Source organism: Streptomyces sp. NPDC004126, from assembly GCF_050275515.1.
Taxonomy (GTDB): Bacteria; Actinomycetota; Actinomycetes; order Streptomycetales; family Streptomycetaceae; genus Streptomyces.
Map to the genome: position 1 here is coordinate 480345 of NZ_JBNNPF010000001.1, position 18584 is coordinate 498928.

The window sequence follows — 18584 nt, forward strand, 5'->3', positions numbered from 1 at the left end:
GAGGGAACGGGGGCGACCCATGGACAAGGATCCGGACATCACCATCCGGCTGTCGTGGCAGGGGAGCACCGTCACGGCAGTCGCGTTCGACCGGTGGGGCGGACCCGTCCACGAGGCATCGCCCCCGCAGCGTGTGGGCCAGGCCCTGTTCCAGTCGTGGGCGGAGGGGAACAGGGCCAATGTGCCCCCGAGGCTGTCCGGCATCCTCCTCCCGCCCCCGGTCCGGAAACACATCGCCGACCGCGTCGAGCACCTGGGCTCCCGGTACGTCCGGCTGCGGCTGCGCCTGGACGACGGCCCGTACGCCCTGGGGAGCCTGCGCTGGGAGGCGGTGCGGGTGCCGTCCGCCACCGCGTCGTCCTCCGAGTGGCGCGCCTGGGCCGCCGAGCCCTCGACGCCGCCCGCGGACGGGGGCTGCGAGCTGGGGCGGCATCCCTCGTTCGTGCTCGTCCGCGAGGTGGTCACCGCCGTTCCCCCGCCCGCCTCGACGCCGGTCACCGCCGGGGTGGTGGCCATCGCCGACGCGACCGCGGTCCACGGTCCGATCACGGTCCGCGGTGTGACGCTCCAGGTGCCGGAGCCCCCTCCGGGAGCGTTGCGGGACGCCGACGGCCGAACCGTACGGCGTGCGGTGGACGGCTCCCGCCTCTCACCGCGGGTGGTGGACGCCCCGGCAACGGTGGAGTCGATCGGGCAGGCCCTCGCCGAGGGGGCGCAGGTCTTCTACTTCGGCGGGCACCAGGTGTCCGGCGGGATCGTCGTGGGCGCCGACGCGGGCGGCGCCGCCGAGTGGCTGGACGCGGACGCGCTGGCCGGCCCGCTCCTGGAGGCCGGGGTCACCCTCGCGGTGCTGATGGCCTGTGACGCGGCGGGCCCCGCGGAGAAGACGTTCAGCGGCCCGTCCGCCGCGCAGCAGATCGTCCAAGCCGGCGTGCCCCACGTGGTGGCGTTCCTCGGCAAGCTGAGTCACGGTCAGGCCGCCGGTTTCGCCGGACGCTTCTTCAGCGCGCTGGTGAGGGGCGAGGAGATCGACGGGGCGCTGCGGGAGGGCCGGGAGGCCCTGGAGGGTGCCACGGCCGTGCCGGTGCTGTTCACCCGTCACGACGGCGCCGACCTGGCGGTCGGGCTGCAGCCCACGCTGAGGCCCGAGCGGCTCGTGCCCGTGGCCCATCGCGTGCCCGTCGACGGCGGCGCCCGGACGTCCGGCCCGGACGAGCGGCACCGGGTCCATCTGGACTCCCGGTGGTCCCTGGCGGAGGGGTTCCTCCTCGACGTCCTCGCCGATCCCGCGGCCGACGACCTGCCGTCGCTCATGGCGGACGCGGAACGGACGTTGGCACGAGCCCGCTACCACGCGGGACGCGGCTCCGAGACCCCGCGCGCGTGGTACGCCGCCGACGCGGCGGACGGCCGGCTGCCCCGTACGGAGGGCGAACTGCGGGACTCCGTCTCACCGACGTACCGGCGGGCACCGGCCGACGCCCACCGGGGAGTCGGCCTCGTGCTGCGCTGTCCGGACACCGCGGTCCCGCAGGACGGCTTCCGGGAGGAGCTCGACCGGCTGCACGGGTTCGGCTGGGACATCCGTCGCCTCGTCCTGCAGGTCCACGGGACGGACCCCGCGCGGGTGCGGGAGACCGCGGCGGAGCTGGCACGCGCGCTCGGCCGGGACGAGTACCTGCTGCGCGCTCCGTCGCCCGTGGACGGGGTGGCCGCCGCGCCCCGGCCGCGCCGGCGTCTCCTCTCCGAGCGGGCGGCCGACGACAACGGCCGGGACGCGCGTGAACTGCTCAAGTGGACGCGGGACACGGATGCGGCGGGCCGGTCGGCGCCCCTCCCCGACGTCGACGCCCGGACCGCCGTCACCGACCTCAACAGGGCGGCGCTGTGGGGCGGCCCCGACGGTGAGCGCGAGGTCCTCACCACCGTCCGGCACCACTGGCCGGCGCTGTACCGCCCGCTCCTCGACGCCCACGCGTCCATCCGGCACCGGTCGGCGCGGGGCGCCTCCCTGCTGTTGGCAGCGGGCCGGGACGACGACCTGGACCGGTGGCTGCGGTCGGCCGGAGCGCGCTTGCCGCTGCCCGCAGAGGTCGGCCCGCTGGAGCGGACGGCCGAGTTCGTGGACACCGTCGTCCTGGGGCTGCTGCGGGCCGGGCACTCGGACACCGACGAGTTCGGGGAGTGGCTGGAAGGGGCCACGGCGGAGGTGTTCACGGCCGTCGACGTGGCGGACCGGGGCCCGGACGCGCTCACCGGCGAGGACCTCTCGTCGCCCGGGGTCGCCGTGGCCCTCGACCGGGCCCGGGTGCTCAGCGGCGTCGACCTGGGGCTTCTGGACCCGGAGGGCCGGTGGCCCGGCAGCTGGACGCTGCTGCCACGACGCCCGCTCACCGAGGAGACCGCCAGCCGGCTGTACCGCCGGTGCGAGGACCACCTCCGCCTGCTCGGGCTCGCACCCGCCGCGCAGGCCGCCCTGGCACGGTACGACTGGGAGCTGGAGGAGCAGCTCACCACGTACCGCCAGGCCCTCGTCCCGCCGCTCCCCCGTCGGACGGACCGCGTCTGACGGTTCCCGATCCGGTTGTAATTGGCGGGAAACCTTCGAAGCGGCGCGCCCCGTCCGTATTCTGGGCCACTCGCTCTGCCTCCCGCCGGGGGCCGCAGGCAAAGGGACGCACATGCTCGAACACTGGTATTTCTGCGCTGCCTTGGGGCTGCCGCCGCAAACGGCCGCGATTCAGCTGGACCTCCTCACCGCATTGCAGGAACCGGCCGAGACCGACCGCTCCGAGGAGATCGTCTCCACGGCGGTGGAGAGCCTCGCCCGGGCGGGGACGGCGACCGCCCTCTACGCCCTGCCCCATGTCCTCACCGCGCAGACCCGGTTCGCGGGGACGACCGAGGTGCCCGCGCGCGCGGCCGCCTTCAACCGGGAGCTCGCGTCCGTGGCGCCCGAGCACCTGCGGGCCCGCCTCGGGTCGGCGCTGCGGACGGCCGGCGGCCCGGAGGCGGGGCAAGCACTCGCCGCGCTGCGCGACCTCCTTGACGACGCCGGTGAGGACGCCGCCGAAGCGGACACCTCGATCCCGCCGTACCACGATCTCGTCGAGCAACTGGCGCCGACGGCGGCCCTGGTGATCGCCCGGTTCCTGGCCGGCCGCGACCGGCGCGCGGTCGGCGAGCTCCTCGACGACCGCCCGGCCCTGATCGAGAACGCGCTGCGCGGACGGCACGGCCGATTGGCGCTGTTGCAGGCGGCCGAGCTCGCGGCCGTGCTCCGCCCCGACACCACCGACAGGATCAGGACGGCTCTCGCACTGGCATCGCGCGGGGCGTTCGACATGGAACCCGACCTGCTGGCGACGGCGGCCCGGGTCTCCTTCACGCTGTCCGGCGAGTTCACGGACCCGCACCCCGCCCGCGCCCTGGACGCCCTGGAGCAGGAGGCGCTGACGGGCGAGCGCCTGTACGGCTGGATCCAGCGGTGGACGGACGACGGTCACCTGCCGCCGCCCGAGGAGTGCGAGGCCCGGCGGTCCGCGTACCAGCGGCTCGGTGGGGTGGGGTCCGCCCAGAACTCGGCCATGCCGTCGGTCCTCTGGCAGTCCGCGCTGTGGTCGGTCGCGGCCGAGCACGCGCCGTCGGAGACCGTGGAGCGGCTCGCGCGCTGGTGGCGGTCGCCCGATCCGCGGGGACGCGTCGGCGAGCCGGGCGGGCGGCGCGGAGCTCCCGCCCGCCTCGCCGTCACGCTGCCCTACACCTCGTACGACCCCGTGCTCCGGCACACCTACCGGCTCCTGTCCCTGCGCCACCCCGCCCGGCAGTGCCTCCCACCGCAGTTCACCGCGGGACCGGCCGAGGACACCGATCCCGGCACGGCGGCCTGGCTGTGGTCGCCCTGGCTGTACCACCACACGCCGCCGGTCCCGCCCAAGACGGCGCGGGACCGGCCCGGGACCGTCCCCGCGGGGGTTCCCGCGCAGACGCCCGCCCTCCGGGACGACCAGCCCGAACAGCTGGTGCGCCTCCTCGGTGCGGGGCTCCTCGCCTCGCGACTGCTGACCCGCGAGGCGCCGGGCGAGGGCCCCGGGGCTGCGGACTCCGGCGGGCAGCAGGACCACCTCGTCGTGCTGCTCGTCCATGTGCGCGACACCCTGTACCGGACGTTCGGCGGACTCATGGACGCCGTGCACGGAGCGCCGCACCAGGCCCAGCTGTACGCCGGCCACCTGTGCTCCCTGCTCCTGCGCGCGGCGGGGGCCGCGGACTGGGTCGGCAAGGGCGCCCGCTCCGGCGTCCACCCGGCCGAGATCGTGCGGGTGGTGTCCGAGCTCCCGAGCCCGCCGAGCGGCCCCCCGTACCCCCCGCTGCCGGACTGGGGCGCCCGCAGCGTGGCCCTGCACTGGGTGCACGAGGCGTCGGCGGGAGGCACCGGGCCGCACCGGACCGAAGCCGGCGGCCGGTGGTTCACGGGCGCCGCTCCCCCGGCCGACACCCTGCTCACCCTGATCCGCGAGCGGGAACGGAACCCGCACTCCGCGACGGCCGTCCGCGCGGCCCAGTTGCACCGCGACCTCCACCCGCACTCCCGGTACGAGGTACTGCGCTGGGACTGGTCGCCGCAGGGACCCCGGCTCCACGACGGGTCGCTCCTGCCGAACCTCACACCCGGTGGACTGGCCCTCAGCGGTCCCGTCGACCCGGGCCGCGACTCGTTCTCCGTGGAGGAGTGGCGGGACATGGCCAAGGGCCTGTCCAAGTTCCTGTCGGAGACGGACAGGTACGCGATCACGCCGGTCACGGTGAGTACGCTGCGGGTCGCGGCGCTGCTGGGCCGGCCCGAGCTCGGGGACCAGGGTTCCCACGCGGAGTGGGTGGGAGACTGGAGCGGCACGGTCACGGCCCTCAACACGCCCACGCACCTCCCGCGCTACGTGCGTTCCCGGATGTTCGACATGTTCCGGGCACAGGTCGAGGGGGCGGGTTCTCAGGAGCGCCTGCTGAGCGTCCTGGAGCACGTGGTGGACGTGATCGTCGACCTCAGCGGCGGCGCGCAGTTCTACTACGACCGGCTGTTCGAGGAGCTCACCTCCCGCACCCTTCCGCCCGAGATGGCGAACCGGCTGCGGGTTCGGGTGCTACGGGCCCTCTACCACAAATGGGGCGGCAACCCTCCGGTCATGGGGCACGGAAGTCCGTGGTCCACGTACCTCAGCCGGGTCTCCGGACGCGGAACGGAGGCGGCGCTGGTCCGCTTCCTGCGGGCCACCGCGGAGAACGAGGTCCAGGGCCAGGGGACCACGCTCGTCCAGGTGATGTCCTCGGTGTGGCACCGCACGCAGCGGCCGGCCGTGTATCCGGTGGACCGCCGGCCGGCGGTCCAGGACGGTGCGGACCGGCGTTTCGTCGAGGCGGTCGTCCAGGACCGGCGCGCAGGGGAGGTCCTCTCGTACTCGCGCAACGAGAGCAGCGGCGCGGGGATCTGGAGGTCGGGGCGCCCCTACGTGCGCGACCTGTTCCACGCCGGACCCGACGTGCCCCGTCCGGAGCCGGACTCCTTCGTGCTCGGCATCGTCTGCTCGCCGCCGCCACGCGGGCAGCAGCCCACCACCCTTCTCGTCAACTGCGGCCTGGAGCAGCCCGTGCAGTGCGGCCTCGAACCGCACGAGACGAAGAAGTGGAAGCTCGGGGACACCGTGGCCGTCCGGCTCGCAGCGCCCGACGACACGAAGCTGTCGAGCGTCGCCCGCCTCGCGCCGCAGGAGCAGCGGCACGGGGAGGTCCGCGAGGCGCGGCTCTCCCGCACGGACCGCGCCCCCTGGCTGCGCCTCTCCGTGGACGGCGTCGCCGCCCCCGACTCGTATCCTCGCGGGGAGGGGGGCAAGGACACCGCCGCCCGCCGCCGCTGGGACCCCGACCTGTCGCGGGCCTTCGGGGACGACGGCGGGCCGGCCGGGCCGGCGCGGACACCGGTCCAATGGCACGCCGAGCTCGGCCACTGGGTACCCCTCGACGCCGGCCTGCCCGAACTGGCCGTGGCGGCCGGCACGGGAACCGGGACCGCCGCCGTCCGGCTCGTGCTGTCCGGGGAGGCCGCAGAACGCTCCGGGTTCGGGGCCGCCTGGCGGTTCGCCACCGCACCCGGACAGTGCTACGTGCTCGGTCCCGCGGCATGGGATCCCGAGGACTGGCAGCTCCTTGAGGAGAAGTGCCTCGGGGCGCCGGCCGGACTGATCGTGCACGCAGAGCTCCGGAGCGGGGAGAGCCGGCTCCGCCTGGCCTCCGAACGTCCCTTCGACCAGCGCAACGTCCAGTGGCTCCGGGTCTTCGACGGCGCGACGGCGGGCCGCGAACCGGCCGGAGAGGATGCCGAGGACCACGGGAGGGACCGGCTCGCACACGAGGAGGCCTTCCTGCGGACGGACTCCGCCGGACAGCCCGAGTGGCAGGTCGACGTTCCCGGGATCGAGGGGTTCCCCCGTTCGGTCAGGGTGGAGTTCGCCGGTCCGACGCCCCAGGTCACCCCGGCGGTCTGCAGCGTCGAGTCCTGGGACGACCTGCGGGCGCGCGGGCCGTTCGTGCGGGTCCAGCCCTTCGAGGAACGGGGCATCGTCGAGGAGAAGCCGACCCCGGACCAGTACGCCTGGTTCTCCCAGGTTCCGGTGCACACCGTCGTCGACCTGGTGCGGGGCACCCGCAAGGCCTTCAACGCCGTGAACAGGGCCACCACGAAGGAAGGGCTCTGGGGCCGGATCCCGACCGAGTCGCTCACGCTGACCGGAGACTTCCCCGCGCTGTCGCCCACCTCTCCCCGCAAGGCGCTCGTCACCTCCGACTACGCCGTGGAGCCCTACCCGGACCACCGGCGGCCGCCGGCCGCGGCCGTGCCGACGGCACAGCTGGCGGGCCGCTGCGTCCCGCCGTGCGACCCCGCGCTGCTCGACGTGCCCGAGCTCGGCGGCCTGGTCGTCGCACAGATCATGGAGGGCGACCGGGTCGGCCTGGTCCGGGCCTGGTTCGACCTCGGGACGCACATCGTGGTGGCCGTGCTGCCGGTGGGGTGCTTCGACGTCGAGGCCCCTTCCGTCGGGGACCGTCTCGTCGGATCCCCGACGCCCGACGGCTGGGTGTTCGCGGTGCGACAGCGCATGCTGCACCTCGAGGCCCTGTGGGAGTGGGCTCAGGAGCCGGGACCGGACTGGAAGGCGGTCGGACACACCCGCGGCGAGGACGGCACGCCGCTGGTGGTGCGTCAGGACCCCTTCGCGCGGGCCCGTCTATCCTCGGGGGCCGCCGCCGGTGACGAACCCGGTCTGGCCGGCCGGGTCAACGCCCGGCGCGGCGGCAACAAGCGGAGCGATGGTTCCTTCCCGGTCGTGATCCAGCACGAGGGAGGCCACCGTGTCGGCCACACCACGGGGATAGAGCTGGGGAACGACTTCCGGTCCGTCCACCTGGAGCAGCAGCGGGTGAGCGTGTGGGACGTCGCCGTGCCGGTGCCCACGGACCCGGCCGGGCCGGACGACACCCGCTACGTACGGGTGCGGCGGGAGTTCGACCTCTCGCCCGTCGGTTCGACCCGGCGCCGCGACCCCGCGCCGGTCCGGCAGGCGCACGATCCGGTGGCCGCCTGGGACCGTCTGCTGGAGGAGCTGCCCGGCCTGGCGCTGACCGGCCGGCTCACCCCGGAGAACCGGCTGGCGCTGGCCGCCTACGAGGCGCCGGACTCCGGGGGTGCGCGCCGGCCGTGGCTGGAGCTGCTCGACGAGCCGCGGGCCTGGGTGGCGGGCCGCAACTACTCGACCGACCTGGTCCGTGCCGTGCCCGTGCCGCACGGCGCCGGCTACGCGGCCTCGTTCCTGCGGGCCGCGCCGCTGTCGACCGCCGAGTTCATGGAGACGATCGCCCCGTACGCCGCGGCGGACGGACGCCCCTGCGACTTCCGCGACCCCCGGCACACCCGGGGCAAGCCGTACTACGTGGGGGTCGAGGAGGGCGCCGGCGGTCTCGCCGCCCGCTTCGAGTTCGGCTACGGGTGGTTCGCCGACATCCCGGTCGAGGCGCTCGTGGTCGGCGGGGAGCCGCTGGACCCGGACGGTCTCGCCCTCTTCCACGGGGACCGTGTCGAGGCCATGGCCTTCTCCGCCGACGAGAGCCGTGCGGTGCCGGGCGGCATCACCGTACTCGTCGACCTCTCGGACATCTCCAAGGGCGTGGAGCGGCAGATCCACACGGAGGCGACGAAGGCGAACGTCGTGCACCTGCTCGACGTCACCGTCGACCGGGACCGCGGCCGGGTGACGGTGAACCAGGCCCTGACCCGTACCCGGGGACTCGGCCGGGACGCGGAGGAGGACCTGCACGCCCAGAAGCAGGCGGTGAGCGCCCGGATCGAGGACCGGGACGCCCGGGCGCTGCTCGCCGCACCGGGTTCGGGCTCGGGCAGCCGGCTGGTACTCGCGCGCCTGGTGCCGGAGACGACGGCCCGCAGGCAGCGGGCCCTGCGCTTCGCCACCGTCGTACCGCACGCCACGGCCGACGGAAAATCGGGGCTGTGCAAGGACGACCGGCTCTACCTGGACGCCGGTGTCATCCTCGAGACGCGCAACGACTACCTGCTGCGGTTCGCCCTGCCCGAGGGCCTGCACCAGGAGGGCGACCCGCTGACGGTGGTGGTCCCCCGGCGGGACTTCTCGCACCGGGAGAGCTGTCTGCGGCGCGCCGCGAAGACCGAGGGCCTCGGCGCCTACCGGGGTACGGCGCGCATGCTCGTGCAGCTCGGGAACCACGGCGAGGACGGCGGTCCGGCCGCGAACCAGTGGCAGGGATCCACGAAGTCGCCGCCCGTACGGAGCACCGAGACCCTGCGCAGCTACCTCCGGGGCAAGCCGGAGGGCTGCTTCGGCGTGGTCCACGCCAAGGGGCAGCGGATCGAGCTCCGGCCGGGCGTGGTCTTCGAGACCTCCCCGCTGCGGATGGCGGACGGGATCACCCCGGGGTCCGTGGTCCGCCTGGCACTGGACGAGGCGGAGGACGTCCGCGTCCACCAGGCGATCCCCGCCGACATCACGTACCTGGACGACAAGAGCCGGTACGCGGTGGTCTTCCCGAAGGACAGCCTCAAGAAGGCCGAGGACGTCCGGCACGCGGCCGCTCCCGGGCGGTTCACCGTGGCCGGTCTTCCCGGTCTCAACGCCACGGCCCGGAAGGACGCGGGTGCGGCCCTGCTGCACACGGAGCATCCCAAGATCGCGGGCGTGGTGCGCAGGACGACGCTGAACGGCGACGTGTACCCCCAGCTCGTCGCCGCGGACGATCCGCGCGCCGGGATGCTGGAGTTCGACGCCGGCACGCCGACGGCGGGGGTGCGGGTGCGGCCCGTGGGCGGCACACCGGGCGGTGAGCCCGCGGCCACCCGGCTCGTACCGTGGGCGCAGGTGTCGTTCCTGGACGCGCCCGCGCGCCAGATCGCGCAGGCGTGCGAGAACGGGGGCTGGCGCTACCACGACTCCCAGACCAAGACGTGGCCGCAGAACGGGGAGCGGCCCTACCCGCGTGCCCTGCCGGCCCTCGCCCGCGCCGTCGCCGAGCCCGTCTTCTTCTCCCCGCACGGCGACGGATGGACGCTGCGGCACGAGCCGTCCGCACTGCGCCAGCACGGGTTCCCGGCGACCGAGCTCCTGGAGGAGACCTTCCAGGATCTGCGCGCGGAGCAGCGCACGCACTGGGCCGTGGCCCGGGCGGAGGGCGGCAGCGTCTGGCTGGAGCTGACTCCGGGACGTGTCGCGGAGGTCCGCGGCGAGCTCGTCCGCTTCTCCGACGGGCATTCCCTGGCCGACCTGGACTGGTCCCGGTTCGCCCCCGGCGACCTGCTGTACGGGCGGGTCGAGGGGGGCGTGAACGAATGCGGACACCTCGTCCTGGACAACTGGCGGCCGGGGTTGCGGGGCGCCCTGCGCGACAAGGGACCGACCCGGGTGCTGCTCCCGGTCATGCACGCGGACGACGGGGCGGGGGCCCTGTATCTGGGCGAGGGCGAGGCGGCGTTCCCGTATCCGGCCGAAGAGGAGCTGATCACGGCGTGTCCCGTCGGCAGCAGCGTGTGGCTGGACGGGGCGAACGAGGTGACGCCCGCGTCCGCCGGTTCGGTGCGGCCGGGCGACGTGGTGCTCCTGGCGGCCGACCCCGCGGGGGGAGGCCTGCGGGTGGCCGGGCTGCCCGGGGTCCGGGTGGAACTCGCGCCGCTCACCAAGGAGACCTGGCTCAGGGCGGAGTGGCTGCGGGACGACCTGGCGGCGGGCGCCACGACGGGCAGCGCCGTGCTGCGTCAACTGGGCGTGCTGCCCGTGACGGTGGAGACCGTCCCGGACGGGCGCCCGGAGGCCGCGGTCACGGTGTCGCGCCGGCACCAGCCGGGAGGCATGTGGCCCGAGGGCACGGTGCTGGCCCGTCCCGTCGTGGACCTGGGCCACGGCCAGCTCGTGATGCGCTGCGGCGCGGCGCTGGTCCGCGTGCACGTGGAGCGGCTGCTGCCCGGACTGCCGGCCGAGGCGACGGCGCCGACGGCGGCGGCCCTGGTGGCGGACGGGCGGCTGGTCCGGCTGCACTGGGACGTGGGGACGAGAACGCTCCGGAGCGGGCTGCCGACCGGCGGGGACGGGCTCGGCGAGACCGTCGTCCGCGCACTGCTGGCGGTGAACGGTCCGGACGGCGCCTGTCTGGGCGTGCTCTGCCGGGAGGAGCGGAGCCAGGCCCTGCGCTGGCTGCCGGCGCAGGACGCGGCATGGGTGACGGGCGTGCCGGGTGAGCTGCTCGTGGCGCACCTGCGCGCCGCGCGGCGGCTGACCGTGCTGCGCCGCGACCGCTGCCGGGTCAGCCTGGTCGACCACCCGCTGGTCGTCCGGGAGTACGAGAACATGACCGCCGGGCAGCTGGTGCGGGTGACCGTGGCCGGCGAGGCGGCCCCGGCCGGCAAGCAGGCGGTGGGACGGCTGCTGGTGTCCGTCGCCCCGCTCGGAGTGCTGGCGGAGTACGTGCCGGGCCCCACGGAGGGCCGGCCCGGTGACGACGTGATGGCGGAGGTCGCCCGCCTGGAGCGGGTCACCGGCCGCGGCACGGTCCAGCTCGTGAAACCGGGCTCGCGCCGCACGGTCGTGGACCTGCCGGAGTGGATGTGCCGCGAGCTCAAGAAGCTGTCGCTGCGCACCTTCACGCAGAGCCCGAGGCCGGTCGCGAACCTGGTCCCGGCATGGTTCGCCGCATACAGGAAGGCCTACGAGACCGGCCTGGAGGGCACGCCGCTCCCCGACACGAGGTCCGCGGGGCGGAAGGTGATCTGGTCGCTCGGCGCGCTGGAGGGGGCCTCGGGCAAGGACATCGCCGAAGCCCAGCGGGCGGCCGCGGCGGCGGTGGCGGAGTGGCTCTGTTCCGAACTCGGCAGGGTCGTGGTGCTCCAGGCGGACGAGACCGTCGACCTCGCGCCGTCGCTGGCCGCCTGCCGGATCGGGGCCCTGGTCCCCCAAGGCGTGTCCCGGCTGCCGAACGGCTGGCAGGCGTTCCTGCTGGGCCGCGTCGGCGACCGGGCGGTGAGCTCGCTCCACACCGAGCCCCTCGTCACCGAGTGGCTGACCCGGCCGGAGCGGCACGTGCTCGACGGTGAATGGCGCCGGCTCCGGTCGGTCTACCTCGCGAAGGAGCTGTCCTTCGGCCAGGTGGCGTCCGTGGAGGACTTCGGGCGGGCCGTCATGGAGCGCCCGCTGGGGCTGCCGCAGCGCGAAGCGGCCCGGGTCGCTCGGGCGCTGCTGGCCGCCGTGGGCCGACTCGACGACGCGGAGCACCTGCCGGAGGACGCCCCGCTGCTGAACCGGCTGGCCCGGGTCGGGCTGAGTCTGAGCCCGCCGGACGGCCGGGCGGTGCCGCGGTGGCTGCCGTTGCAGGCTCAGTACCGAGCGGTCCACTCGGTGTTCCAGGCGGTCGTGCCCACCGGTCTGCCGATCACCCTGATGCCGGCGTACCTGCCGCTGTCGGAGCCGGGGGCGCGGTACGCCGAGGCCCTCCTGAAGGAGGCGGAGGCACGCGTCGTGCGGTGACGGCCGGGGGCGCGGGCGGCCGGAACGCCCGTACCCCTCGACGGAGTTGCCCGATCCGCCGGAAGCCCCTTACAACGGCACGTGCGTCTGGCAAGATCCGTGCCATGCACGCAGAGGGGGACGGGCTCCGCGCCTGGGTGACCCGATTGGACGACCGCGCCCTCAGGCAACTCCTCCTGATTCCCGGAATGCTGGAGCACATACCGGGGATCGCCAATGCCCCGAAGGGGCTGACCCCGCGCGTGCGGCGCCGCGAGGTGCTGGCGGCCCGTACGTGGCTGAGCCGCGCGGGGGCGGGCAGCCTCGCGGCCATCGCGCACTACGCGACGGGCTGGACGCTGCACCGCCTGGAGCGGTGCTACGGACACCCGCCGGAGCGGTTGTCGGCGCCCGCCCCGGAGCATCTGCGGCAGATGCTGAGGGCGGTCGATCCCGTGCTCGCGCAGATCACCCTCTACGGCCTCACGGCGAATCCGGACACCGAGGGCGAGTGGGTCCGGGAGCACTGGGACGCCCTGTGGGAAGCCGCCTCGGCCGCCGCGGGTCCGTGCCGCTGCGAGCGCGGCGACGGGCGGTGCCGTCCCGGAGGCGGAGCCGGGGGCGACCGCGACGTCGGGGATGAAGGGGCCGTCGAGACTGATGCCGTTCAAGGAGAAGAGGACCACCCGTTGACCGCAGGGATCACCGACGAGCAGCTGCTCGCGTCACGGCAGGTACTGGGGGAACGGTCGCACGAACTGGGCCTGCTCCTGGAGGAGGCCCTCGGCCGGGTCCGGGCGGGACGGGCCGTTCCGGAACTGCTCACGGTGCGGCTGGAGGAATGGCGCCAGGCCCGGTCCCGGATCGCGGACCGGCTCGCCGGCGGCGGCCGGGAGTGGTCGGCGGGAGCGGGATTCGCCGAACTCGACGAGATCGTGCGGGAGCTGCGGGAAACCGCGGCGGAGCGCGCCGAGGAACTGCGCAGGCTGCACGAGGACCGCGAGGGGCTCCGCGCCCTGTTGGAGAGGACCGCGCCCGACGCTCCGCACCGCGTGCCGCTGCAGGAGTCGCTGACCGTGCTGGAGGCGCGCATCGGGGAACTCGTAACGGCGGCGTCCCAGGCCGGCGGGCCGCAGGAGGGATCCCCGCCCGGCTCCGTGCCCGGACAGACCCGGGGGACCGACCCGGGCGCCGGAGCCGGCGGCAGGACCGGAGCCCGTTCCCGTGACCCGGCCCCGCCCGTCCGGTCCGGCCGCCCGCCACCAGCTCTTCGAAGCGGTGGCGCAGGCCACCGTGGTCGAGGTGTGCGGCCCCTTCCTCGATCTGGCGGCGCGGCTGGCGGTCGAGTGGGACGGGCTCCCGGACGGCCTCCCCGCCCATCTGCTGCGGCTCACGGACGGACCGGAACCCGACCGGGTCCCGGTGCCCGGTCCGCGCGGTGCGGAGCCCACGGCGGCCCCGCTCCATCCGAACGCCTCCCTGCGTGCCGAATGGGACCGGGGGAGGATCGACAGGTGGGACGGGCGGCTGCGCCGCCGCCCCCAAGCCGAGGCCGAACGCGAGCACGGCGTGCGCACCCTCGTCTGGCTCGCCCAGAACCACGCGCTGCTGCACCTGATCGACGACGCCCGTGAGCGGTTCACCGAAGTGATCGGGGTCCGGTCGCGGATCTCCGTCACCGAACTCGCCGCCCGCTACGGCCCACGGGCCGAAATGGAGCTCGGTGCGATGTGGCGCGCCCACTTGCAGGGTCACGTACGGCTCGGCCAGCCGGAAGCCGACCGGCTGCGCACCCTGCGGGCGTCCCGCAACAAGCTCGCCCACCGCACCGCGCTCGACAACACCTCGCTGGAGGCCCTGGTGCACGTGCTGTGCTCCTGAGGCCGCGCCGCCGCTCACTCGCCGAGGAGGCGGCGGGCTTCCGAGAGCAGGCGCAGGAGTTCGGTGCGCGAAGGCCCGTCCGGGGCGTCCGGCGCGTCCCGGGGGGCCGGGGCGGGCCGGGGCGTGTGGGTGGTCAGGACGTGCAGGGCCACGGCGGCCTGCCGGGCGAAGAGGCCCAGCAGGTCGAGTTCCGGCAGCCCGGAGCGGGCCTGCGGGGAGGGGTCGAGCACCTCCAGGACACCGAGGACCCGGTCCCCGCGGACGAGGGGGGCGGCCATCAGCGCGTCCGGGACGTAGCCCGTGGACTCGGCGATGTCCCGGTCGAAGGAGGCGCTCTCGCGGAGGTCGTCGACCACCATGGGCTCCCCCGAGGCGGCGACCCACCCGGCGATCCCCCGGCCCGCCGGGAAGCGGCGGCCCACCAGGAACTCCTGTCCCTGCCCGGAGACGGCCTCGAAGGCGAGTTCGCCGGCCGCGGTGTCCAGGAGCATGACGGAACTCGCCTGCGCGCCGAAGATGGCGCGCGCGGTGTCCACCACCGACTGCAGGAGTTCCGCCACGGCGGGGGCGGTCGTCTGGGTCATGGGGCTTCCCTTCCGGCGCCGGTCGTTACCGGCGTCCGTGGACGCGGACGTTGGCTGCGGACAGGTACAGGGCGTTCTTCAGCTGGAACGGTGTCAGCCGGGGGCCGCTCGACAGGATCCGCGCGCAGAGCCCCGAGATGAACGGGGTGGCGTAGCTGTTGCCGGAGCTGCTGATCGACGTGCCGCCGAGCCACGCCACCCGGACCTTCTGGCCGGGGGCGAAGAACTCCACCGGGGGTTCGGGGTTGTAGAGGTGGAGGTCCGGGTCGTCCTCCTGGTGGCTGCCGACCGAGATCACGGAGGAGAAGCGCCAGGGAAAGCTCTCCACGCGCGTGTTGTGCGCGGCGGCGACGATGACGGTCTGCTGGAAGTACGCCTCGTCGGCCAGCCTGCGCAGTTCCTCCACGAAGCGGTCGTGGGTGGTGGACAGGCTCAGGTTGACCACGTCGAAGCGCTGGGCGACGGCCCACCGGATCCCTTCGAGCAGGACGTCCCCGCTGCCGGAGAAGCGGTCGCCGAGGACCCGGATGCTGGACAGCTCGCAGTCCGGCGCGGTGCGCCGGATGATCCCGGCGCAGGCGGTGCCGTGGCCGCAGGCGTCCCCCTCCTCCGTCTCCTCGACGTGGACCCCGCCGTCGTCCTTGAAGACCCGCCACGACCGGGCGACCGGGCCGACCAGGGGGTGGTCCCGTTCGACCCCCGAATCGACCACGCAGACGCGCACGCCGCGCCCGGTGCCGCCGAGGAGGCCCTGCTCGGGCGGCTCCGGCAGGCCGTCGGCCTCCACGGGCACGTCGGCGGCGCTGCGCCCGCGCAGGCCCCAGGTGAGTGCGGGCCCCGGTTGACGCGCGGCGGTCATCGTGGTGCTTCCTTTCCGGCTCCGGCGGCCCGTCCGGCGGCGGGGCCGTGCCAGGGCGAGAGGCTGTGGCAGCGGGAGAGCACGGCCTCGGCCCGGCGTACGGCGGGGAGGTGGCCCTTGGCGGCGAAGTGGCGGCGGGCGCGGGTCGCGGCGGCGGCCGCGTCGGCGGGGCGGCCCAGCGCGAGGTCCGTACGGGCGAGGTCGAGGGCGGCGGTGCCCTGGACGAGGGGCGAGTCGGTGCGGGCGGCGGCGGCGAGCGCCCGCGCGGCGAGCCGGGTGGCGGTCGCGGCCCGTCCCCGGGCGGCGGCGATGCGGGCGCACAGGCCGTCGAGGTCCGCCGACTCGGCCCGCGGCCGGGCCTGCCGGGTCCGCTCCGCGTCCAGTTCGGCGAGGGTGCCGCGGGCGGTCTCCCAGTCGCCGAGGTCCAGCCGGATGCGGGCGGCGTCCAGCAGGGCGCTGCGCAGCAGGGCCGTGGCACCCAGGTCCCGCGCGGCGGCGGCGGCCCGGTCCAGGCTCCGCAGCGCCTCCTCCCGGCGGCCGGCCAGGTCGGCCGCGGTCGCGGTGAAGATCGGCAGGAAGGCGTCGGCCTCCGCGTAGCCGAGCCCCTTCGCGAGGTGGTCCGCCTCCGCGAGGCAGGCCAGGGCGCCGTCGCGGTCGTCGTGGAGGGCCAGCAGCACCGCCAGCGGGCAGTTGAGCGTCAGCCGGACGGCCCGGCGGCCGGCTCCCTGTTCGGCGAGGAGTCCGCGGCAGCGGGCCACGGCGTCCGGGACCGGCTGGGGGCCGCGCCAGAGGGAGACGCCGGTCGCGCCGAGGGCCGCGGCCCGCTCCGGCTCGGCGTCGGCGCGTGCGGCGTGGGCGAGCGCGCCCGCGAGGAGCCGCTCCGCCGTCCGGTGCCGGCCCTGTTCCTGGGCGCGCTGGGCGAGCCGCAGGCAGGCCCTGGCCTGGCCGAGTTCGTCGCCGGCGGCCGCGAAGACGGGCAGGGTGGCGTCGGCGGCCTCGGCCGGCGACTCGTCCGCTCCGGCGGAGCCGGACCCGCCGTCCGCGCCGGGTCCGCCGGCGGACCGGCCGGCGGAGGCCAGGGCGAGGCGGGCGTGCGCGGTCTCCACCGCTTCCCCTCCGCCGGCCCGGCCCTCGGCCAGCACCTCTTCGAGCAGCGCCCTGCCTTCGGGGCCGCGTCCGAGGTCCAGCAGCGTCTGGCCGAGCCGCCTGCGGGCAGCCGTGCTGCCCGGCTCGCCCGCCGCGTACCGGGCCGCGGCCCTGGACAGCACGTCGGCCGCCCACACGGGGTCGGCGTGGGCCAGTGCCAGCCGGCCGGCCTCGGCGAGGGCGTCGGCGGCGCGCCGGCGCAGCCCGTCGGTGTGGGCGTCCTGGGCGCCGAGCTCGACCCGGTAGCGGTGGGCCTGTTCCAGGTGGCCGCCGACCGCCGCGCTGCCCCGGCGGCGGACCGAGTCCAGCCGGGCGGCCCGTTCGTGCCGGTCGGCCCGGTCCTGCTTGGACTGGCTGGCGTAGACGACCTCCTGGATCAGTCCGCCGGCGAAGCGGAAGGCCTCGCCGTCCGGCCTGATCAGGCGGTGCCGGACCAGCCGGTGCAGCACGGGCCGCAGCCCGGGCCCGGTCCACTCGGGTGCGGGCCGTCCGGCGAGCTCCGTCAGTTCGCCGGCGGTGAAGTCGCCGCCGAGGACGGACGCCAGGCCCAGGGCCTGGTGCTCGGGCGGGTCGAGCGCGTCGATCCGGGCGCCGATCAGGGCCTGGAGCGGGAGCGGGACGCTGTCCGCGTCGACGGGGTCGCCCGCGACCAGCAGCTGTTCCAGGTGCAGCGGGTTGCCGCCCACCCGTGCCAGGACCCGGGGGCCGAGCGGGTGGCCGTGCGCCGTACCGCCGGTCAGTTCGGCCGCGAGGAGCTGTGCCTCGGCGTCGGAGAGCCCGCCGAGGGGCACGGCCTCCAGGGACAGTGCGGGCCGTGCGTCGAACAGTTGGGGGCGGGTGAGCAGCACGATGAGGACGGCCGCGTCGGTGAGTGCGCGCAGCAGCCGGTCGAGGGCGTCGAAGAGGGGCTGCGCGGCCCAGTGGCAGTCGTCGATCACCAGGACCACGGGTTCCGCCGCGGAGAGGCCGGCGAGGACCTTGGCGAGGGCGGCGCAGGTGTCGGCGGGCGAGGGGTTGGGGGTTCCGTCCAGCAGCAGGCCCTGGTGGAGCAGGTCGAGTTCGGGCGAGGGCGCGGTGGCGGCGCCGGCCGCGAGCAGGTCGGCGACGGCGTCGGCGAGGGGTCCGAGGGTGGGCTGTTCGCCGCGGGCCCGGCAGCGCCCGACTCCGTGGCGGGGGCCGCCGGCGGTGGCCGCGGCCCGGTGGAGCCACTCCCGTACGAGGCGGGTCTTGCCCTGGCCCGCCTCCCCGCCGACCACGAGGCGGCCGGCCCGGCGGGTGCGGACCACGCGCTCCAGTGCCCCGTCGATGAGGGCGAGTTCGCGGCTCCGGCCGGTGAACGCGAGGTCGAACCGGCGCAGCGCCTCCGGGCCCTCCTCCTCGTCCAGGCCGAGCAGGCGGTGGGCGCTGACCCGGTCCCTCTTGCCCTTGAGCAGCAGCGGGCCGGTCCGCGCGGTCCGTACGCCCGGTCCGGCGGCGGCCAGGGTGCCGGGTCCGATGAGGATCTCCCCGGCGGCGGCGTTCTGCTCCAGTCGGGCGGCGACGTTGACCACCTCGCCGGAGACCATCGCCTGCCGCAGGGTCGCCGAACCCGTGACCGCCTGACCGGTGTTGAGGCCGATGCGCATCTCCAGCCGGACGCCGACGCCCTGCTCCAGCCGCTGGTTGAGCCCGACGAGCGCCTCCCGCATGGCCAGGGCGGCGGCGACCGCGCGGCGGGCGTCGTCCTCCCGTACGGCCGGCACGCCGAAGACGGCCATCACGGCGTCCCCGATGAACTTCTCGACGGTGCCGCCCTGTTCCTCGATCCGCAGCCGCATCAGGTCGAACCAGCGGAGCGTCACCGAGCGCAGGGTCTCCGCGTCGAGCGTTCCGGAGAGCGCCGTGGAGCCCACCAGGTCGCAGAAGAGGACGGTCACCACCTTGCGGCCGGTCGGCCGGCCCGTGACCGGCCCGACGGCACACGGGCTGCCGCAGGCGGGGCAGAACCGGGCGTCGGGCGGCAGTGCGCTCCGGCACGAGGTGCACGGCATGGGTTCCTCCGGT

The 18584-nt window shown here is 75.5% G+C and carries 7 protein-coding genes; 3 read left to right on the forward strand and 4 right to left on the reverse strand.

Annotation, left to right across the window (positions count from 1 at the left end; translation table 11 throughout):
* Nucleotides 1-19: 19 nt before the first annotated feature.
* The gene (locus ACQKM2_RS02270) at nt 20-2569 is read left to right on the forward strand and encodes a CHAT domain-containing protein (RefSeq protein ID WP_427705580.1); all 2550 of its coding nucleotides are present in this window, start codon (nt 20-22) and stop codon (nt 2567-2569) included.
* A gap of 112 nt (nt 2570-2681) precedes the next feature.
* The gene (locus ACQKM2_RS02275) at nt 2682-12092 is read left to right on the forward strand and encodes a hypothetical protein (protein WP_427705582.1); all 9411 of its coding nucleotides are present in this window, start codon (nt 2682-2684) and stop codon (nt 12090-12092) included.
* Nucleotides 12093-12796: 704 nt separating this feature from the next.
* On the opposite strand, the gene ACQKM2_RS02280 is transcribed toward ACQKM2_RS02275, so the two are convergent.
* Complete coding sequence (locus ACQKM2_RS02280) at nt 12797-13063, reverse strand: hypothetical protein (RefSeq protein WP_427705584.1); 267 nt, start codon at nt 13061-13063, stop codon at nt 12797-12799.
* Between the two features lie 232 nt (nt 13064-13295).
* On the opposite strand from ACQKM2_RS02280, the gene ACQKM2_RS02285 reads away from it, so the two are divergent.
* Nucleotides 13296-13952 (forward strand): hypothetical protein, encoded by a 657-nt coding sequence (locus ACQKM2_RS02285; protein ID WP_427705587.1) that lies wholly within the window; start codon nt 13296-13298, stop codon nt 13950-13952.
* A 14-nt stretch (nt 13953-13966) separates the two neighbouring features.
* Here ACQKM2_RS02285 and ACQKM2_RS02290 read toward each other — a convergent pair whose 3' ends face one another.
* Genes ACQKM2_RS02290 through ACQKM2_RS02300 form a run of 3 tightly spaced genes read right to left on the reverse strand, consistent with a single transcriptional unit; the run spans nt 13967 to nt 18571 of the window.
* Complete coding sequence (locus tag ACQKM2_RS02290; RefSeq protein ID WP_427705589.1) at nt 13967-14536, reverse strand: GAF domain-containing protein; 570 nt, start codon at nt 14534-14536, stop codon at nt 13967-13969.
* Between the two features lie 25 nt (nt 14537-14561).
* Nucleotides 14562-15395 carry a S8 family peptidase gene (locus ACQKM2_RS02295; protein ID WP_427705592.1) on the reverse strand — a complete coding sequence of 278 codons (834 nt, stop codon included), beginning with the start codon at nt 15393-15395 and terminating at the stop codon, nt 14562-14564.
* Nucleotides 15392-18571, reverse strand: coding sequence for an adenylate/guanylate cyclase domain-containing protein (locus ACQKM2_RS02300; RefSeq protein WP_427705594.1), 3180 nt, complete (start codon nt 18569-18571; stop codon nt 15392-15394). The genes ACQKM2_RS02295 and ACQKM2_RS02300 overlap by 4 nt, the downstream gene beginning before the upstream one ends.
* Between the last annotated feature and the right edge of the window lie 13 nt (nt 18572-18584).

What these genes read in the sequence shown, in the direction of transcription:
- ACQKM2_RS02275 (WP_427705582.1), top strand. Translation starts at nt 2,682, where the DNA reads ATGCTCGAACACTGGTATTTCTGCGCTGCCTTGGGGCTGCCGCCGCAA.
- ACQKM2_RS02270 (WP_427705580.1), top strand. Translation starts at nt 20, where the DNA reads ATGGACAAGGATCCGGACATCACCATCCGGCTGTCGTGGCAGGGGAGC.
- ACQKM2_RS02295 (WP_427705592.1), bottom strand. Translation starts at nt 15,395, where the DNA reads ATGACCGCCGCGCGTCAACCGGGGCCCGCACTCACCTGGGGCCTGCGC.
- ACQKM2_RS02290 (WP_427705589.1), bottom strand. Translation starts at nt 14,536, where the DNA reads ATGACCCAGACGACCGCCCCCGCCGTGGCGGAACTCCTGCAGTCGGTG.
- ACQKM2_RS02300 (WP_427705594.1), bottom strand. Translation starts at nt 18,571, where the DNA reads ATGCCGTGCACCTCGTGCCGGAGCGCACTGCCGCCCGACGCCCGGTTC.